The 16,874-nt window shown below is 67.8% G+C and carries 12 protein-coding genes; 6 read left to right on the top strand and 6 right to left on the bottom strand.

Annotation, left to right across the window (positions count from 1 at the left end; all coding sequences use genetic code 11):
• Nucleotides 1-27: 27 nt before the first annotated feature.
• On the bottom strand, nt 28-1,869 hold the full coding sequence (locus HMJ39_RS05690; RefSeq protein ID WP_194296598.1) for a PQQ-dependent methanol/ethanol family dehydrogenase: 1,842 nt from the start codon (nt 1,867-1,869) through the stop codon (nt 28-30).
• A 202-nt stretch (nt 1,870-2,071) separates the two neighbouring features.
• Here HMJ39_RS05690 and pedF point away from each other — a divergent pair, with 202 nt between their 5' ends.
• The 6 genes from pedF (at nt 2,072) to HMJ39_RS05660 (ending at nt 7,567) form a co-directional block, all read left to right on the top strand.
• Nucleotides 2,072-2,515, top strand: coding sequence for a cytochrome c-550 PedF (gene pedF / locus HMJ39_RS05685; protein WP_161383134.1), 444 nt, complete (start codon nt 2,072-2,074; stop codon nt 2,513-2,515).
• A complete protein-coding gene (locus tag HMJ39_RS05680; protein ID WP_323370849.1) occupies nt 2,505-3,284 on the top strand; it encodes a quinoprotein dehydrogenase-associated SoxYZ-like carrier in 780 nt (259 codons plus the stop codon). The genes pedF and HMJ39_RS05680 overlap by 11 nt, the downstream gene beginning before the upstream one ends.
• Nucleotides 3,271-4,227 carry a quinoprotein relay system zinc metallohydrolase 1 gene (locus HMJ39_RS05675; RefSeq protein WP_194296596.1) on the top strand — a complete coding sequence of 319 codons (957 nt, stop codon included), beginning with the start codon at nt 3,271-3,273 and terminating at the stop codon, nt 4,225-4,227. The genes HMJ39_RS05680 and HMJ39_RS05675 overlap by 14 nt, the downstream gene beginning before the upstream one ends.
• Before the next feature lie 94 nt (nt 4,228-4,321).
• The gene (gene exaC / locus HMJ39_RS05670) at nt 4,322-5,842 is read left to right on the top strand and encodes an acetaldehyde dehydrogenase ExaC (protein WP_194296595.1); all 1,521 of its coding nucleotides are present in this window, start codon (nt 4,322-4,324) and stop codon (nt 5,840-5,842) included.
• A gap of 73 nt (nt 5,843-5,915) precedes the next feature.
• A complete protein-coding gene (gene adhP / locus HMJ39_RS05665; protein WP_194296594.1) occupies nt 5,916-6,944 on the top strand; it encodes an alcohol dehydrogenase AdhP in 1,029 nt (342 codons plus the stop codon).
• 194 nt (nt 6,945-7,138) lie between these two features.
• Entirely contained in the window at nt 7,139-7,567 is a 429-nt protein-coding gene (locus tag HMJ39_RS05660; protein WP_161383131.1) for a host attachment protein, read from the top strand.
• Between the two features lie 12 nt (nt 7,568-7,579).
• Here the strand turns inward: HMJ39_RS05660 and HMJ39_RS05655 are convergent, their stop codons facing one another.
• From HMJ39_RS05655 to HMJ39_RS05635, 5 genes are all read right to left on the bottom strand, one after another.
• On the bottom strand, nt 7,580-9,649 hold the full coding sequence (locus tag HMJ39_RS05655; protein WP_194296593.1) for a TonB-dependent receptor family protein: 2,070 nt from the start codon (nt 9,647-9,649) through the stop codon (nt 7,580-7,582).
• 109 nt (nt 9,650-9,758) lie between these two features.
• Nucleotides 9,759-11,378: an AMP-binding protein gene (locus tag HMJ39_RS05650; RefSeq protein WP_194296592.1), complete on the bottom strand. Its 1,620-nt coding sequence runs from the start codon at nt 11,376-11,378 to the stop codon at nt 9,759-9,761.
• A complete protein-coding gene (locus HMJ39_RS05645) occupies nt 11,371-13,065 on the bottom strand; it encodes an AMP-binding protein (RefSeq protein WP_194296591.1) in 1,695 nt (564 codons plus the stop codon). Before HMJ39_RS05645 ends, HMJ39_RS05650 begins: the two co-directional genes overlap by 8 nt.
• 85 nt (nt 13,066-13,150) lie before the next feature.
• Nucleotides 13,151-14,665 carry an aldehyde dehydrogenase family protein gene (locus HMJ39_RS05640; RefSeq protein WP_194296590.1) on the bottom strand — a complete coding sequence of 505 codons (1,515 nt, stop codon included), beginning with the start codon at nt 14,663-14,665 and terminating at the stop codon, nt 13,151-13,153.
• Between the two features lie 2 nt (nt 14,666-14,667).
• Nucleotides 14,668-16,809 (bottom strand): PQQ-dependent dehydrogenase, methanol/ethanol family, encoded by a 2,142-nt coding sequence (locus tag HMJ39_RS05635; RefSeq protein WP_194296589.1) that lies wholly within the window; start codon nt 16,807-16,809, stop codon nt 14,668-14,670.
• Nucleotides 16,810-16,874: the final 65 nt, after the last annotated feature.

Below are 16,874 nucleotides of genomic sequence, written 5' to 3'. Positions count from 1 at the left end.
GGCCCGCGAAGGGCCGGCCGGGGGGGGTTATTGTCGGGCCAGTTTCTTGGCGAACTCGGGCAGCTTGAACACCCAGAAGGAGCCGCCCTGGGAAATCGGCCGGGTCAGGTCGGCCATGTCGCCGCCCCACAGCGGCACCGCGCCACCGTAACCGGCGGTCACGCCGATGTACTGCTCACCGTCCATTTCCCAGGTGATCGGCGGGGAGATGATCCCGGTGCCCACCTGGAACTTCCACAGCTCCTCGCCGGTTTTCGCGTTGAACGCCTTGAAGTAACCGTCGCCGGTGCCGGTGAACACCAGGTTGCCCTGGGTGGCCAGCACGCCGGCCCACAGCGGCATCTTCTCCTTGTGCTGCCAGACCACGTCGCCGGTGGTCGGGTCCATGGCGCGCAGGATGCCCACATGGTCGTCGAACAGTTTCTTGATGCGGAAGCCCATGCCCAGATAGGCGGAGCCAGGCTTGTATTCCACTTCCTCGGTCCAATAGTCCTCTTTCCAATGGTTGGCGGGCACGTAGAACAGGCCGGTGTCGCGGCTGTAGGCCATGGGGTTCCAGTTCTTGCCGCCCAGGAACGGCGGTGACACCTCGACCGCCTTGGAGCGGGTCTCGCCGTCCTTGAGCCGCGCCGGGCGCTGGCCTTCCACCTCGATGGGGCGGCCGGTGTCCAGGTCGATGCCCTTGGCCCAGGTGATGCCGTCCACGAACGGGAAGGCGTTGATCAGCTCGCCGCTGGCGCGGTCGGTGACGTAGAAGAAACCGTTGCGGTCGGCGTGGGCGCCGGCCTTGTGGGTCTTGCCATTCTCGTCCTGGTAGTCGAACAGCACGATCTCGTTGTTGCCGGAGAAATCCCAGGTGTCGTTGGGGGTGTGCTGATAGAACCACTTGATCTCGCCGGTGCTCGGGTCCACGCCCACCTGGCCGGAGGTGTAGAGGCTGTCGTAGTCCCCCGGGTCGCCGCCCGGCGCGGTACGCGCCCAGCCGTTCCAGGGGGCCGGGTTGCCGGCGCCGATGACGATGGTGTTGGTGTCCGGGTCGAAGGTGGCGCTTTGCCAGGGGGCGCCGCCGCCGTGGCTCCAGGCTTTCACCTTGCCGGTTTCGGTATCCGGATCGTCCGGCCAGGACGGCGCCCGAGGGTCGCCGCTGGGGGTGCTTTCCTCGCCGTTGAGCCGGCCCATGTGGCCTTCCACGAAGGGCCGCATCCAGATTTCCTCGCCGGTGTCCGGGTCGCGGGCGAACAGCCGGCCCACCACGCCGAATTCATCCCCGGAGGAGCCGTGGATCAGCAGCACCTTGCCGGTCTTCTGATCCTTCACGATGGTGGGCGCCCCGGTCATGGTGTAGCCCACCTTGTGGTCGGCGAACTTCTTGCGCCACGCCACCCGGCCGGTGTCCTTGTCGAGCGCCACGATGCTGGCGTCCAGGGTGCCGAAGAAGATCTTGTCGCCGTAGATGGCGGCGCCCCGGTTGACCACGTCGCAGCAGGGCCGGATGTCGTCCGGCAGCCGGTGGCTGTAGTCCCATAGTTTCTTGCCGGTGCGCGCGTCGATGGCGAACACCCGGGAATAGGAACCGGTCACGTAGATCACGCCGTCGTGGACCAGGGCCTGGGATTCCTGGCCACGCTGCTTCTCATCGCCGAACGAGAATGACCAGGCCGGCGTCAGCATGCCCACGTTGTCCGCGTTGATGTTGGTCAGGGTGCTGTAGCGCTGGGCTTGCACGCCCAGGCCGTACATCAGCACGTCGTCGGTGGTTTTCGCGTCGTTGAGTATGTCCTTCCAGGAAACGTCCTTGGCCAGGGCGCCGCCACTGGCACCCAGACCCAGCAGGGTCGACACCGAAAGGACGCCGATTATTTTTTTCATGGTTTGAGCCTCTTGATGGTCGAGACCGCCATTTAGGGGCAGGAGCCGGCGGCGCCGCTACCGACCGGCGACGCATTCCGCCCGGTCAATTGGGTCTACGACCAAGGGCCCGGGGGCTCTGCGTCCAAGGGGGAGTATGGCCCGGTCGGGTGGCTGGCTAGATTGGGGGGCGATGCGAACCCCGAGCAAAAAGGACCCGACCATGATCAGAACAACAACCCTGCTGGCCCTGGCCCTCACTCTGCCCCTCGCGCCCCTGGCCCAGGGCCACGGTGACGTCACGCCGCAATCGGTGAACACCCGCGGCCTGGAGGATCTCGGCGAGCAATGGCGCGACAGCAATCCCTACCGGGAACCCCATGAACAGCACGACCTGGCGGTGGAAGTGGGCCGCTCCGCCTACAACCAGAACTGCGCCTCCTGCCACGGCCTGGAAGCCAAGTCCGGCGGCATCGCTCCGGACCTGCGCGAGCTGGAAAACGGCGACTACGGCGACCAGTGGTTCAAGGAGAGAGTGATCAACGGCGCCAGCCGCAACGGCCGGGTGCTGATGCCGCCCATGGCCAATTACCTGAGCCAGGAGGCCCTGTGGGCGATCCGCACCTGGCTGGAAACCGTGAGCCTGGAGACCACCGGTGAACTCTAGACCGGCGCCGGCTGGTGTCCTGGCTCCGCTGGTGATGGTGATGCTGATGCTGGCGGCGTTGCCGGTGCCGGTTGCCGCCGCCGACGATCCCCTGGAGTCGTTCATGTGGGAGCGCTACCGGGCGCGTTTCCTGGGCGACACCCCGGTGCGTTTCGACGACCGGGTGCGGGTGATCACGCCGGATTTCGCCGAGGACTCCGGCCGCGTGCCGGTGGCGGTGGAAGCGCCGGCCTTCGACGGCCGCTTCCAGCGCATGCTGCTGTGGATCGAACTGAACCCGATCCCGCTGGTGTTCGATTACCGGCCGCTCAGCGACGGCCTCGCCCGGGTGGCGCTCAACGTGCGCCTGGAGCAGTCGTCGCCGGTGCGCGCCGCCCTGCTCAGCGACGGCGTCTGGTACGTGGGCAGCGCCCGGGTGGAAGGCGAGGGCGGCGGCTGCTCCACCCCCGGTATCGCCAAACAGGTGGACGACTGGTCGGAGACCTTCGGGCGGGTGGCGGCCCGCAGGTTCGCCGACCCGGCTGGCAGCCGGCTGCGGGTGAAACTGTTCCACCCCATGGACAGCGGCCTGATCCCCAGCGTCGACGCCTTCTACGTGGAACGGGTGGCGTTCCTGCGCGACGGCGAGCCGGTGGCGCGCTTCGACTGGCACGCCTCGGTGAGCGAGAACCCGGAACTGGCGGTGACCCTGAGCGGTGGCGAGGACGCCGCCTACCGGTTCCAGGCCCGGGACAACAACGGCAATGAGTTCGACCATGGGATTCCGTGACACGGCTCTGCTGGCGGCGCTGCTGTGGCCGTTGGGCGCCGGCGCCGCGCCACCGCCCTTTGAGCACCACCTGACGCCGCAACCGGTGGCGGAGCACACCTGGATGGTGGAGGGTCGCCCCGAGGAGCTCAGCGAGGACAACGGCGGCGACATCGCCAACAGCGCCTTCATCGTCACCGGCCACGGCGTGCTGGTGATCGACACCGGCAGCACCCTGGCCTACGGCCACGCCCTGCGCGCCGCCATCGCCGGCGTCACCGACCAGCCGGTGCGCTGGGTGCTCAACACCCATCACCATCCGGACCATGTGTTCGGCAATGGCGCCTTCCCGGAGGCGGAGATCGCCGCCTTGCCGGGCACCCGCGCCGCCTTCCGCCGCCACGGCGAGGCCTTCCGCGACACCCTCTACCAACGTCTGGGCGACGCCGCCCGGGACACCGGCCTGGTGCCGGCCAGCGTGGATCTGGCCGCCGGCGAACGGCGCTTCGGCGGCTACCCGCTGCGGCTGCTGGCGTTGCGCGGCCACAGCGGCAGCGACCTGGCGGTGCTGGACCCGGCCACCGGGGTCCTGTTCACCGGCGATCTGGTGTTCCACCACCGCGCGCCCACCACGCCCCACAGCCCGGGCATCGCGGTCTGGCGCGACGATCTGGCCACGCTGGCGGCGTTGGACTTCAAGGTGCTGGTGCCGGGCCACGGGCCGGTGGCCCGGGACCCGGGCCCGGTCGCCGCCACCGACGCCTGGCTGGCCTGGCTGCATCGGCGGCTGCGCGCCGGCGCCGAACGGGGCGCCACCGCCAACCGGGTGATCGACGCGCCCCTGCCCGAAGCCATCGCCGCCTGGCCCCTGGCCCGCTACGAACTGACCCGCTCGGTGAGCCACTTCTACGCCGACTACGAGCGCCGCTACCTGTGGGGCGAGCCGGCGGCTACGACCAAATGAGGGCGCCGACCAATACCTTGGTCGCATGCGCGTGGCGCGCGCCCGGGACTAACCTGATTCTGACGATTCGCACCAATAACGAGGACACTTCGCGATGATTTACGACAACCCCGGTAGCCAAGGAGCCGTGGTCTCCTTCCAGGAACGCTACGAGAACTACATCGGCGGTGAATGGGTGGCCCCCGTCCACGGCCGCTACTTCGACAACGTGAGCCCGGTGAACGGCAAGGTGTTCTGCCAGATCGCCCGTTCCTCCACGGAGGACATCGACCTGGCCCTGGACGCCGCCCACAAGGCGGCGCCGGCCTGGGGCCGCACCTCCGCGGGCGAGCGCTCCAATCTGCTGCTGCGCATCGCCGACCGCCTGGAACGGAACCTGGAAGCCCTGGCCGTGGCGGAGACCTGGGACAACGGCAAGGCGGTGCGTGAAACCCTCAACGCCGACCTGCCCCTGGCGGTGGACCATTTCCGCTATTTCGCCGGCTGCATCCGCGCCCAGGAAGGCAGCGCCGCCGACATTGACGCCAACACCGTGGCCTACCACTTCCATGAGCCCCTGGGCGTGGTCGGCCAGATCATTCCCTGGAACTTCCCGATCCTGATGGCGGCCTGGAAGCTGGCCCCGGCCCTGGCCGCCGGCAACTGCGTGGTGCTCAAGCCCGCCGAGCAGACCCCGGCCTCGATTCTCAAGGTCATGGAGCTGATCGGCGATCTGCTGCCCGCCGGCGTGATCAACATCGTCAACGGCTTCGGCGAGGAAGCCGGCCAGGCCCTGGCCACCAGCAAGCGCATCGCCAAGATCGCCTTCACCGGCTCCACCCCGGTGGGCTCGCACATCCTCAAGTGCGCGGCGGAAAACATCATTCCCTCCACCGTGGAGCTGGGCGGCAAATCCCCCAACATCTACTTCGCCGACATCATGAACGCCGAACCGCAATTCATCGATAAGGCGGTGGAAGGCCTGGTGCTGGCGTTCTTCAACCAGGGCGAGGTGTGCACCTGCCCGTCCCGGGCGCTGATCCAGGAAGACATGTACGACGACTTCATGGGGCGCGTGCTCGAGCGCATGAAGACCATCAAGCGCGGCAACCCCCTGGACACCGATGTGCAGGTGGGCGCCCAGGCCTCCCAGGAACAGTTCGACAAGATCATGTCCTACATGGAAGTGGCCCGCACCGAGGGGGCCGAAGTGTTGTCCGGCGGTGACCGGGAAACCCTGGACGGCGACATCGGCGGCGGCTTCTACATTCAGCCCACGCTGCTCAAGGGGCACAACAAGATGCGCGTGTTCCAGGAAGAGATCTTCGGCCCGGTGGTGGCGGTGACCACCTTCAAGGACGAAGAGGACGCCCTGGCCATCGCCAACGACACCGAGTTCGGCCTCGGCGCCGGGGTGTGGAGCCGCGACATCAACGTGGCGTTCCGCATGGGCCGGGGCATCCAGGCCGGGCGCGTTTGGACCAACTGCTACCACGCCTATCCGGCCCACGCCGCCTTCGGCGGCTACAAGAAATCCGGCGTCGGCCGCGAGACCCACAAGGTGGCCCTGGAGCACTACCAGCAGACCAAGAACCTGCTGGTGAGCTACGACATCAATCCCCTCGGCTTCTTCTGATTCACGGTTTTTCCTACAAGAACGACATCGGGCGGGTGGCCAATGGCCGCCCGCCCGATGAGGAGGTATGAGCATGGAAAAGACAATGAAAGCCGCCGTGGTGCGCCGCTTCGGCGAGCCGCTGGCGATCGAGGAGGTCGCCACCCCGCGCCCCGGGCAGGGTGAGATCCTGGTCCGCGTGGCCGCTTCCGGGGTGTGCCACACCGACCTGCACGCCGCCCACGGCGATTGGCCGGTGAAACCGGAGCCGCCCTTTATCCCCGGCCACGAAGGCGTTGGCCATGTGGTGGCGGTGGGCGACGGGGTCAAGCACGTCAAGGAAGGCGACCGGGTTGGCGTGCCCTGGCTCTATTCCGCCTGTGGCCATTGCGAACACTGCCTGGGTGGCTGGGAGACCCTGTGCGAATCGCAGGAAAACACCGGCTACTCGGTGAACGGCGGCTTCGCGGATTACACCCTGGCCGATGCCGGCTACGTGGGGCGGCTGCCGGACAACGTGGATTTCCTCGAAATCGCTCCGGTGCTGTGCGCCGGCGTCACGGTCTACAAGGGCCTGAAGATGACCGAAGCGCGCCCCGGGCAATGGGTGGTGATCTCCGGTATCGGTGGCCTCGGCCACATGGCGGTGCAGTACGCCAAGGCCATGGGCTTCAACGTGGCCGCCGTGGACATCGACGACGGCAAGCTGGCCCTGGCCGAGCGACTCGGCGCCACCCTCACCGTCAATGCGCTGCGCGCCGATCCGGCGGAGGTGCTCAAGCGCGACATCGGCGGCGCCCACGGGGTGCTGGTCACCGCCGTTTCGCCCAAGGCCTTCGACCAGGCCCAGCGCATGCTGCGCCGGGGCGGCACCCTGGTGCTCAACGGTCTGCCACCGGGTGAATTCCCGCTGCCGATCTTCGACACGGTGCTTAACGGCATCACCGTGCGCGGCTCCATCGTCGGCACCCGTCAGGACCTGCAGGAGGCGCTCGACTTCGCCGGCGAAGGCAAGGTCAAGGCCACCGTGGCCACGGAAAAACTCGACAACATCAACGATGTCTTCCAGCGCATGCTGGAGGGCAAGATCGAAGGGCGCATCGTGCTCGATATGATGTCCTGAATGCGGCGCTGAACCTGTTCCTGCCTTGACTTCGCCGCCTCTCCAACCCCGGGGCGGCTTTTTTTGTTTCATAGCGCGGTGAACGGGTTTGATGGTTTTTTACCGGCGCGGTGCGGGGTACGGGTTGAACGCAAGGGCGGGGAACGCGAGGTTAGGGGGGAAGGAGCAGTCACACACGGAACCAGGAGAGAGCCATGACCACCTACGTGATCGCCAGCAACGCCGCCCATGCCCGCGTGTTCGCCCACCAGGTCGGCCGCATTCGCGAAATCGACCACCTGGATCATCCGGAAAGCCAGGCCCACGCCGGCGACCTGCGCACCGGTGAAGGCGGCAAGGAAGGCAGCGGCGCCCTGCACGGCAACCCCCGCGCCACCGGCAACCAGCAGGCCACCTCCGACAAGCACGCGGCGTTCTTCGCCAAGGAAGTGGCGTCCTACATGAAGGCGGCCCACGACAAGGGCGGCGTGGACGATTTCATTCTGATCGCCGAACCCCGCTTCCTGGGCACGCTGCGCGACAAGCTGGACGATCCCACCAAGGAGGTGGTGATCCGCGAAGTGGACAAGGATCTCACCAAGCAGAGCGTCAACGACATCAAGAAGGCGGCGGGCATCATGTGATCCTCCCCACGCTCACCAGGCGTAGGAGGCGCCGGCGTACCAGTGGCGGCCCGGCGCCGGTTCGTAATAGCCCCGATCCGCCGGGTCGGGGCGATCGCTGTTGGCGTTGATGCGCAGGTTGGCGATGTAGTCCTCGTCGAACAGATTCTTGATCCCCGCGTAGAGCGTCAGGGCGCGACCGCCCAGGCGCCATTCCCGTCCGCCGCGCAGGCCGGCCACCAGATAATCGTCCACTTCCGTTTCGTTGCTGTTCTCCGCGTAGACCTGACCGGCGTAATCGCCGTCGACCACCAGGAAGGCGCCGTTGGACCAGCGCCAGGCGGCTTCCGCGAACAGATGATGGCGGGGCAGGCCGGGCAGCCGGTTGCCGCTCACGTCCTGGCTTTGCTGCTCATCGAAGAAGTCCTCGAATTCGAAGTCCGAGTAGGTGTAGGCCAGGGTCAGGGTGAGCCGCTCGGTGGTCTGGTGCTCGAGCATCAGTTCCAGGCCGTCGCGCCGGGTGCGCGCGGCGTTGTCGTAGAAGGTGCGGCCGTTCAGTTCATAGGGGGTGATCTCGTCGCGCACCCGCACGCTGAACAGGGCCAGGTCGTAGAACAGCCGCCGGCCGAGCCGGCCACGGCCGCCGATTTCCCGGTTCACCGCCTTCTGCGGGTCCAGGTCCGGGTTGAAGCCGCCGGCGCCGGAGGGGTTGGCCAGCTCGGTGAAGGTGGGTGTCTCGAAGGCGTTGCTGACCGTGGCGTAGACGCTGTGGCGGGGGTGCAGGTGCCAGGTGAGGCCGGCGCTGTAGCTGCCTTCGTTGAAGGTCTGGTCGCCGCTCTGGTCGCCGTCCACCAGACGGTGGTCGTCGATGTCCAGGCGTACCCGGTCGGCGCGGGCGCCCAGGGCCAGCACCAGGGTGTCGGTGAGGTCGGTGTCGGTCTGCACGAACAGGCCGCTGGCGGTGGCGGTCTGGTCCTCGTCGGCGGTTTCGCCGGTGACCTGGCCGGCCACGTTGACGCTGCGCCGGCCCCGATCGTCCCGCTGGCGGTCCGCGTCCACGCCGACGATGAAACGGTGGTCCAGGCCGAACAGGCGTGCCTGGTTGGTGTATTCCAGGCGCAGCCCGTAAAACAGCCGTTGATAGTCGATCAGGCTGCTGCCGGGGAAGGGCAGTTGCTGGCGGAAATCCCGCTGCGTGACGAAGCCGCGCAGGCGCAGCTCGCCGCCCAGGCCGCGGTCCCGGTAGAGCACGCCCAGGCGTTGCTGGGTCACTTCCTGGCCGGCGTCCAGCAGGTTGGAGAAGCGCGCCGCCTGGTCACGGTCGTCGTCCACCTGGGCGCGGGTCAGGCCGCCCGGGTCCTCGGCCACCGGGGTGTCCAGGGCGGTGAAGAACAGCTCCAGATCCCGGTCCTCGGAGAGGGCGCGGCCCACCCGGGCGTTAAGCAGATATTTTTCCATGTCGCTCTGCTGGCGCTGGCCGTCGTGGCGCAGGCCGGTGAGGCTCAGGTAATGGTGGCCGTCGCGGTCGGCGCCGCCCAGTTCCAGGCGCGCCTTGCGGTAGCCGTTCTCGCCGCCGGCCACGCTCACGCGCTGGTCGTAGCGCAGGTCGCGGCCGGTGCGCGTGGTCATGTCCACCACGCCGCCGGTGGCGTTGCCGTACAACACCGAGGACGGGCCGCGCAGCACGGTGATCGATTCCAGGCCGTCCAGGTCGATGGCGTCCACCTGGGACTGGCCGTCCGGCAGGGTCTCGGGAAAACCGTCCACGTTCAGGCGTAAACCACGTACCCCGAACGGCGCCCGGGCGCCGAAGCCGCGGCTGGAAAGCCGCAGCCCCTGGGCGAAGTTGTAGCGGTTCTGCAGGTACAGGCCGGGCACCCGGCTCAGGCTTTCGTCCAACTGCAGGCGCGGCTGGCCGGCCTGCACCCGGGCCGCGTCCACCACCGTGGCGGCGCCGGGCAGATCGGCGAGATCCCGTTCCAGGCGCGTGCCGGTGACGGTGACCGCGTCCAGCTCGTGGGTGTCGTCGGGGGTCAGGGCGGCGGCGACGCCGGGCAGGGCCAGGGCGGCCCCGCCCAGCCAGGCGAGCAGGTGGCGGTGCATGGCGGTCCTCGTTTTGTTGGCATTCTTGATGTTACCGGGACGCTAGCGATTAACCTCCGCCGGCTCAATGCGTTGCGTGCCAAAGTCGCTGATGATTGGTGCCAAAGTATTACCGCTCCGGGGTTGCCTGCCCGCGCAGCAGGAAACGCTGAATCTTGCCGCTGGGTGTTTTCGGCAGGCTGTCCACGAATTCGATCCGGCGCGGATAGGCGTGGGCCGACAGCCGGTGACGCACCTGCTCCTGAAGCTCCCGGGCCAGCGCTTCGTCGCCGGCGTGGCCGGCGCCGGTGACCACGAACGCCTTGACGATCTCGGTGCGCTCCGGGTCCGGCACGCCGACCACCGCCGCCTCCACCACCGCCGGGTGTTCGATCAGGGCGCTTTCCACGTCGAAGGGGCCGACCCGGTAACCGGAGGTGGTGATGATGTCGTCGTCCCGGCCCTGAAAGCTGATGGTGCCGTCCTCGTTGCCTTCCACGGTATCGCCGCTGAGATAGTAATCGCCGAGGAACGACTTGCCCGGCGCCGACGGATAGCCCTCGAACCAGAACAGCGGCGACTGGCGCCGGTCCACCGCCAGAATGCCGGGCTCACCGGGGGGCAGCTCCCGGCCCTGGTCATCGACCACCACCACCCGGTGCCCGGGCACGGCCACGCCGGCGGCGCCCTCGCGGACCGGATGGCGCAGCGCATGGTGGTTGCACAGCACCATGCCCAGTTCGGTCTGGCCGTAGTGGTCGTGGATGGTGACGCCCAGCTCCTCGGCGAACCAGCGGATCACCGCCGGGGTGAGCGGCTCGCCGGCGCTGCTGACGGCGCGCAGCCGGCCGCGCAGTGCCTCCACCACCGGCGCGCCGCCGGCCATCATCAGGCGGAAGGCGGTGGGCGAGCCGGCCAGGTTGGTGATCCGGTATTTCTCGATCACCCGGCAGGTGCTTTCGACGCTGAAGCCGCCGCTGTAGAAGGTGGTGGCGTGGCCCAGGGCCAGCGGGCCGGTGATCGCGTAGTACAGGCCATAGGCCCAGCCCGGATCGGCCAGATTCCAGAAGCGGTCGTCCTCGCGCAGGCCCACGGCGTCGCGCAGGTAGCCCTGGAAGGCGAGAATCGCCCTGAGCGGCACCGGCACCGCCTTGGGCAACCCGGTGGTGCCGGAGGTGAACATCATCAGGAACGGGTCCCGGGCGTCGCGCATCACCGGCGGGTGAGGGTCCCGGGTGCCCTCCATCAGGGCGTGGAAGTCGCCGTCGCCGTCGCGGTCGGCGTCCACCGTGATCACCGCCGCGTCGGTGTCGACCTCGTCGAGTTTGTCCCGATTGTCGCGGTCGGTGACGATGACGCGGGTGTCGGCGGCATGCACCCGGTGCTCGATGGCCTTGGGGCCGAAGGCGGTGAACAGCGGCTGATAGACCGCGCCCAGGCGCCAGGTGGCGAGCACCGTGATCAGCAGTTCCACCCGCCGGGGCAGCAGCCCCGCCACGCGGTCGCCGGCGCCCACGCCCCGGTCCGCGAGCACGGTGGCGAAGCGCCCGGCGGCGTCGCTCAGTTGCTCGAAGGTGTACTGCTCGCCATGGCCGTCCTCGCTTTCCTGATAAAGCGCCACCCGGTCCTGGCCCAGGTGGCGGTCGCAGCATTCCACGCAGGCGTTCAGGGCCTCCAGGGAACCGTGCAGGTCACGGTCCACGGCGCGCTGTAGATCGAACCGTTCCACGGCGGTTTGGTAATCAAGCATGGCCTTGCTCCTTCAGGCTCCGTTCACTGATTTCACGCATGCGGAATTTCTGGATCTTGCCGGTGACCGTCATCGGGAACTCGTCCACCAGACGGAACCAGCGCGGAATCTTGAAGTGGGCGATGCGGTCCCGGCAGAAGGCCAGCAGGACGGCGTCGTCCACCTCGGTGCCGGGACGGATTTTCACCCAGGCGACGATTTCCTCGCCGTAACGGTCGTCGGCGACGCCGATCACCTGCACTTCCTCCACCGCCTCGTGGGTGTACAGGAACTCCTCGATCTCCCTCGGGTAGACGTTCTCGCCGCCGCGGATGATCAGGTCCTTGGCGCGGCCGACGATGCGCACGTAACCCTGCTCGTCCATCTCCGCCAGGTCGCCGGTGTGCATCCAGCCCTGGTCGTCGATGGCCTCGCGGGTGCCTTCCGGGTTGTTCCAGTAGCCGAGCATCACCGAGTAACCCCGGGTGCACAGCTCGCCGATCTGGCCCCGTTCCACGGTGGCGCCGTGTTCGTCGATGAGCTTGGTTTCCAGGTGGGGCTGGGTGCGGCCCACGGTGCTGACGCGCCGCTCCAGTTCGTCATTGGCGCCGGTCTGCAGGGACACCGGGCTGGTCTCGGTCATGCCGTAGGCGATCTGCACCTCGCTCATGTGCATCTCGTCGATGACCTTGCGCATCACCTCCACCGGGCAGGTGGCGCCGGCCATGATGCCGGTGCGCAGGCTGGACAGATCCACTTGCTGGCGCACCGGGCTGGCCAGCTCGGCGATGAACATGGTGGGCACGCCGTACAGGGCGGTGGCTTGTTCCTCGGCCACCGCGTGCAGCGTGCTTTCCGGATCGAAGCCGGCGTTCGGGTAGATCATGGTGGTGCCGTGGGTCACGCAGGCCAGGTTGCCCATCACCATGCCGAAGCAGTGGTACAAGGGCACCGGGATCACCAGCCGGTCCCGTTCGTTGAGGCCCAGGCTTTCGCCCACCAGGTGGCCGTTGTTGAGGATGTTGCGGTGGCTGAGGGTGGCGCCCTTGGGGAAACCGGTGGTGCCGGAGGTGTACTGGATGTTGATGGGGTCGTTGGCGTCCAGTCCGTTCTGACGCTGGCGCAGGGTGTCGGCGGACACCCGTTCGGCGTGCTCGTCGAGCCGCCGCCAGGGCAGAAAGCCCGCCGGTGGCTGGTCCGCCAGGCTGATCACGCCACGCAATTCCGGCGCGCCCGGATCATCGAGCCGGCCCGGTTCGGCGCCGGCCAGGGACGGCACCAGATCGAGCACCATGCGGTGGTAATCGGAGGTCTTGAAGGTGTCCGCGCAGATCAGCCATTGGCAGCCGGACTGATTGAGCGCGTAGCGCAGATCCTCGAGCCGGTAGGCCGGGTTGATGTTGACCAGAATGGCGCCGATCTTGGCGGTGGCGAATTGGGCGATGCACCACTCGGCGCAATTCGGCGACCAGATGCCGACCCGGTCGCCGGCGGTCAGGCCCAGGGCCATCAGGGCGCGCGCGTGCCGTTCCACTTGCTGGCCGAGCTGGCTCCAGCTGTAGCGCAGGCCCTGGTGGCGCACCACCAGGGCTTCGCGCTCGCCATGGCGGCTCACGGTGGCGTCGAAGGCGTCGCCAATCGGAATTTCGAACAGGGGGCCGGCGTCCGGTCCCTTGGTGTAGGAGGGCTGGGGGTCGGAGTGGGGCATACTTCCTCCACGTCATTGTTATCGGAATGTTCGTGGTGCGAAACGCCGGCGGCGCGGGCCGCCGGCAACTGGAGGGGACGGATAACTACAATGCCATTACCACGGATTTTGTTTCCAGATAGGCGTTTAGCGAATCGCGACCCATGTCACGGCCGAAACCGGACATCTTATAACCGCCGAAGGGCATGGCCGGGTCGAGCATGTTGTGGCAGTTGACCCAGACGCTGCCGGCCTTGAGGCGGGGAATCAGCCGGTGCACCCGGGACAGGTCGTTGGACCAGACACTGGCTGCCAGCCCGTAGGCGCTGTCGTTGGCGCGCCGGGCCACTTCCTCGATGTCGTCGTAGGGCAGCGCCACCACCACCGGCCCGAAGATTTCCTCGCGGGCCACGCGCAGGGCGTCGTCGGTGCCGGCGAATACGGTGGGGCGCACGAAATAGCCCCGCTCCGGCGCACCGCCGCCGCGCGTCGCCACCTGCGCGCCCTGTTCGCGGCCGGAGTCGATGTAGCCGAGCACGCGCTCCATCTGCTCGCGGGACACCAGCGGGCCCATCTGGTTGTCCGGATCCAGCCCGTGGCCCAGGGTGATCTCGTCGGCCAGCCGGGCCAGCCCCTCCACCACCTGATCGTAGCGGCTCTTGTGCACATCGAGCCGCGACCCGGCGGAACACACCTGGCCGTGGTTGAAGAAGATCGCCTGGGCGGCGCCTTGGGCGGCCTGCTCCGGGTCGTAGTCGTCGAGCACGATCATCGGTGACTTGCCACCCAGTTCCAGGGTGACGCGGGCCATGTTGTCCATGGCGGCGCGGCCGATCATCTGGCCCACTTCGGTGGAGCCGGTAAAGCTGATCTTGTTGATGCCCGGGTGGCGGGTCAGCGGCGCGCCGGTGCCCGGGCCGTCGCCGGTGATCACGTTGACGACGCCGGCGGGGAAGCCGGCCTCCTGAATCAGCTGCCCCAGATACAGAGCGGACAGCGGCGTCTGCTCGGCGGGCTTGAGCACCACGGTGCAGCCGGCGGCCAGGGCCGGCGCCAGTTTCCAGGCGGCCATCAGCAGCGGGAAATTCCACGGCACGATGGCCGCCACCACGCCCACCGGCTCGCGCCGGGTAAAGGCGGAGAATTCCGCCTCCGGCGCGGCCATCAGCGCCGACACCTCATGGGTGCCGCCTTCGATCTTGGTGGCCCAGCCGGCCATGTAGCGAAAGAAGGCGATGGCCAGGGTGACGTCCACCGCTTCCGCGATCTGCGCCGACTTGCCGTTGTCCACCGAGTCCAGCTGCGCCAGCACCCGGGCATCGCGTTCCATCAGATCCGCCAGTTTCAGCAGCAGCCGTTCGCGCCCGTTGGGCCGGGCCCGCGCCCAGGGGCCGTCTTCCAGCGCCGCGCGGGCCGCCGCGACGGCATCGTCCACGTCCGCCTCGCCGGCGGCGGCCACGCTGCCCAGGGATTGCTCATCGGCCGGGTTGGTCACCTCCAGCCGGCCACCGTCACGGGCATCGCGCCAGTGCGCGCCGATCAGCATCCGCTGCGAGTCCTGTTCCAGGAAACGGCGGGTGCGTTCGTCGAGCAGGTGGTTCAGATCGTTGTTCAAGCTCATGATTATTTTTCCTTTTGTTGTTGCTGTTGCGCGCGCACGGCGTCGGCGGTGCCTTGGATGAAGGCCTTGAGTTTTTCCACGTCTTTCTTGTCGAGACGGCCGGTGAAATCCGGCATACCCCGGGACATGAACGGGCCGTCGAACACGAACTTGTCCAGCTCGCTGATCACGGCCTTGTCGGAGTAGCCCAGGTTGGGCAGGTTGCCGCCCGGGTCGACGGCGGGCACGCCATGGCAGAACACGCAGTTGCTGACGAACAGGGCGGTGCCTTCCGGCACCAGCTCCGGGTCATAGGACACGCCCTGGAGCAGGGTCTTGTCCGCCGCTCCGGGCCGTTGTGGGGCCTTGGCCTTGCCTTTCAGGGCGAAGGTGTAAACGGTGCCCGGGTTGGCGCGGTTGGGGGTGGCTCTCTGGCTTTGCCCGTAGACGCCGCCCCAGCCGGCGGCGATGGAGATGTACTGGACGTCGCCGATGCGGTAGGTGACCGGGGCGGCGATCACGCCGGTGGCCAGCGGCGCTTTCCAAAGCACCTCGCCGGTCTTGGCGTTCAGGGCCAGCAGGTGGCCGTCGGCGGTGCCCTCGAACACCAGATTGCCGCCGGTGCTCAGGGTGCCGCCGTTCCAGGGTGAGGCGTGCTCATGGCGCCAGGCCTCCTTCTGCTTCACCGGGTCCCAGGCCACCAGGCGGCCAAAGGGCTGGCTGGTGGGCGGCTCGCTGTTGATCCTGGACGCGGTGTTCCAGCCCACGCCGCTCATGGGCTGGCCGGGTTTGTTGCTGCCGTAGCCGTCCCAGTCCGGGTCCACCGCCAGATTCAGGGGGATGTTCTGCGCCGGGAAATAGGCCAGCCCGGTGTTCGGGTTGAACGACATGGAATGCCAGTTATGCCCGCCGAAGGGGCCGGGGACGATGTCGAAGGCCTTGTCGGTGCGGCGCACCTCGGGTACCACCTTGGGCCGGCCGTTTTCGTCGTAGCCGGTGGCCCAGTTCACATCGACATAGTTCTCGGCGGAAATGAACTCGCCGTTGGTGCGGTCGACCACGAAGAAGAAACCGTTCTTGGGCGCGTGCAGGACCACTTTGCGAAGTTCACCGTCGATCTTCAGGTCGGCGAGGATCAGGTCCTGGGTGGAGGTGTAGTCCCAGCTGTCCCCCGGCGTTTCCTGGTAGTGCCAGACGTATTCGCCGGTGTCCGGATTCAGTGCCACGATGGACGCCACGTAAAGGTTGTCGCCGCCGGCCGGGCTGCGTTTTGACCAGGCCCAGGGCGAGCCGTTGCCGGTGCCGATGTACATCAGGTTGAGCTCCGGATCGAACGCCATGCTGTTCCACACCGTGCCGCCGCCGCCGGTTTCCCAGTATTTGCCGCTGGGGTCCCAGGTCTTGGCCGCCCGTTCCATGGCCTTGTTCTCGAACGGCTTGGACGGGTCGCCGGGCACCGTGAACCAGCGCCAGGCCTGCTCGCCGGTGTCCGCGTCGTAGGCGGTGATGTAGCCGCGCACGCCCAGTTCGGCGCCGCCGTTGCCGATGATCACCTTGCCGTTGAACACCCGGGGCGCGCCGGTGATGGTGTAGGCGTGCTCGTGGTCGATGATGGTGTCGCGGCGCCACAGGGGTTTGCCGGTGGCGGCGTCGAGGGCGATCAGGCGGCCGTCCAGGGTGCCGATGTAGACCTTGCCCCGGTACACGGCGACGCCCCGGTTGACCACGTCGCAACAGGCGGATTCACCGGTTTCCGGGGGCACTTCCGGATCGAACGTCCAGAGTGGCTCGCCGGTATCAGCGTCCACGGCGTGCACCACGCTCCAGGACGCGGTCACATACATGACGCCGTCCACCACGATGGGCGTGGATTCAATGCCGCGCTGGCTGTTCAGGTCATGGGTCCAGGCGAGACGCAGCTGGTCCACGTTGCCGGTGTCGATCTGATCCAGCGGGTTGAAGCGGGTTTCCTGGTAGTCGAAGCCGTGGGCCGGCCAGTCCTGGCCACTGTCGCGGTTGTCGATGATGTGGCCGGCATCCACCGGGGCGACGGTCTCCTGGTCCGCCTTGTCGGCGTGGGCGCCGCCGGCCAGCAACAGCGAGGCGCTGATCAGGGCCGCCGACAGGCGAGCGCCAAGGCCCGGTGCGAGGGTGTGATTCGTCATGATGTTGTCCTTATTAGAGGGGTTGACGTCGGTTGTGCCTTCGCAGGGGCCGTGCCATACTTTGG

Source organism: Alloalcanivorax profundimaris (genome assembly GCF_015265435.1).
Classification (GTDB): domain Bacteria; phylum Pseudomonadota; class Gammaproteobacteria; order Pseudomonadales; family Alcanivoracaceae; genus Alloalcanivorax; species Alloalcanivorax profundimaris.
The sequence above is the reverse complement of the archived record's forward strand: the minus strand, read 5'-3'. Positions and strand labels throughout refer to the sequence as shown.